Below are 2,293 nucleotides of genomic sequence, written 5' to 3'. Positions count from 1 at the left end.
TCTCGGCAACGGGTGAAACGAGGGCCACGGACGGCGGATGAAAAGTGAGCCACTCTGCGATCTCTTGATCATCCTGACTTCACTGGTTCTGAAGTCGGGAGGAAGAGAGGGTGATCCACGTGGAGGACTGGGCTGAGATCCGCCGGATGCACCGGATGGAGGGGCTGTCGGCTCGGGCGGTGGCCCGTCAGCTGGGGATCTCCAGGAACACTGTGTTGCGGGCGCTGGGCTCGGACCGTCCGCCGCGGTATCGGCGGGCGCCGAAGGGCTCGGCGGTGGACGCGGTGGAGCCGGCCGTGCGGGAGCTGCTGAAGCAGACCCCGACGATGCCCGTCACGGTGATCGCGGAGCGGATCGGCTGGGAGCGGGGGCTGACGATCTTGCGGGAGAGGGTGCGCGAGCTGCGGCCGGCTTATCTGCCGGTGGACCCTGTCTCGCGGACGGTCTATCAGCCGGGTGAACTCGCGCAGTGCGACCTGTGGTTCCCGCCCGTGGACATCCCGCTCGGTTACGGCCAGAGCGGGCGCCCGCCGGTGCTGGTCATCGTGTCCGGTTACTCGCGGGTGATCACGGCTCGGATGCTGCCCTCTCGGCAGACGGGCGATCTGATCGACGCCCACTGGCGGCTGCTGACCGCCTGGGGAGCCGTGCCGAAGATGCTGGTCTGGGACAACGAGGCCGGAGTCGGCAAGGGACGCCTGACCAGTGAGTTCGCCGCGTTCGCGGGCCTGCTCGCCATCCGGGTGCACCTCTGCCGGCCCCGGGACCCGGAAGCGAAGGGCCTGGTCGAGCGCGCGAACGGCTACCTGGAGACCAGCTTCCTGCCCGGCCGTCTCTTCACCGGCCCTGACGACTTCAACGCCCAGCTGACCGCCTGGCTGCAGATCGCCAACCGGCGCCATCACCGCTCGGTCGACGCCCGGCCCATCGACCGCTGGGAGAGCGACCGGGCGGCGATGCTCGCGATCCCGCCGGTCGGCCCGCCCCACTGGTGGCCGCTTCGCACCCGCCTGGGCCGGGACCACTACATCCGCGTCGACACCAACGACTACTCCGTCCACCCTCGCGCGATCGGCCACGTGGTCACGGTCCACGCCGACACCGAGGAGATCACTGTGACCTGCGGCGACGACCTGGTGGCCCGTCACACCCGCTGCTGGGCCAAGCACCAGAGCCTGACCGACCCCGAGCACGCCGCAGCGGCCCGGAACCTGCGCGGTGAGGTGATCCACCAGCAGGCAGCCCGAGCGGCCACCGCCCGAGCCGCGGCCCTGGCCCCCGACAGCCTCGGCATCGAGGTCGAACAACGCGAGCTGGGCGCCTACGACCGCATGTTCACCCTCATCGAGGGCGGCGGCGGGAAGGAGGACACCTGATGACCCGCACCACCGCTCCCGCGAAAACGCATCCCACGGCCGACGCGGGCAAGCCCGACGGCCAGGGCGCCCGCACGGGCCGGCAGACCGCCGCCGACCTGGCCTTCCTCGCCCGTGCCATGAAGGCCCCGGCCCTGCTGGACGCCGCCGAGCGCCTGGCCGAACGCGCCCGCACCGAATCGTGGACCCACACCGAGTACCTGGTCGCCTGCCTGCAGCGCGAGGTCTCCGCCCGCGACTCCCACGGCGGCGAGGGCCGCATCCGAGCCGCCCGCTTCCCCGCCATCAAGACCATCGAGGAGCTCGACCTCACTCACCTGCGTGGTCTGACGCGCCAACAACTCGCACACCTGGGAACATTGGACTTCATAGCGGCGAAAGACAACGCCGTCTTCCTGGGACCGCCGGGCACCGGCAAGACCCACCTGGCGACCGGACTCGCCGTCCGGGCCTGTCAGGCCGGCCACCGGGTCGCGTTCGCCACCGCCGCCCAGTGGGTCGACCGCCTCGCCGCCGCCCACCAGACCGGCCGGCTCCAGGACGAACTGGTCAAGCTCGGCCGCTACCCGCTGATCGTGATCGACGAGGTCGGCTACATCCCGTTCGAGGCCGAGGCCGCGAACCTGTTCTTCCAGCTCGTCTCGAACAGATACGAGAGAGCCAGCGTGATCGTCACCTCGAACAAGCCCTTCGGACGCTGGGGAGAGACCTTCGGCGACGAGACCGTCGCCGCCGCCATGATCGACCGACTCGTCCACCACGCCGAGGTCCACTCCCTCAAAGGCGAGTCCTACCGCATGAAGGGCCGCGAACTCGGCCGCGTCCCCACCGCCACCGACTGACTGACCACACCGAGGCCGCACAGTGGCTCACGATTGAACCGTTCGAACTGGCCCCAAATTCAGCCGTTGCCGACA

The 2,293-nt window shown here is 70.0% G+C and carries 2 protein-coding genes; both read left to right on the top strand.

What is annotated here, in order from left to right; all coding sequences use genetic code 11:
• The first annotated feature begins 110 nt into the window (after positions 1–110).
• Positions 111–1,376, top strand: coding sequence for an IS21 family transposase (istA, locus tag ACFVWD_RS58120; RefSeq protein WP_389607261.1), 1,266 nt, complete (start codon positions 111–113; stop codon positions 1,374–1,376).
• Complete coding sequence (istB, locus tag ACFVWD_RS58115) at positions 1,376–2,218, top strand: IS21-like element helper ATPase IstB (protein WP_389607259.1); 843 nt, start codon at positions 1,376–1,378, stop codon at positions 2,216–2,218. Before istA ends, istB begins: the two co-directional genes overlap by 1 nt.
• Positions 2,219–2,293 lie beyond the last annotated feature (75 nt).

It is taken from the genome of Streptomyces sp. NPDC058086, from assembly GCF_042885015.1.
GTDB lineage: Bacteria > Actinomycetota > Actinomycetes > Streptomycetales > Streptomycetaceae > Streptomyces.
Note: the sequence above shows the minus strand (reverse complement) of the source record. Positions and strands in the feature narration are given on the sequence as shown.

Excerpts from the sequence above, each read along its gene's own strand:
- istB (WP_389607259.1), top strand. The coding sequence starts at position 1,376 with ATGACCCGCACCACCGCTCCCGCGAAAACGCATCCCACGGCCGACGCG.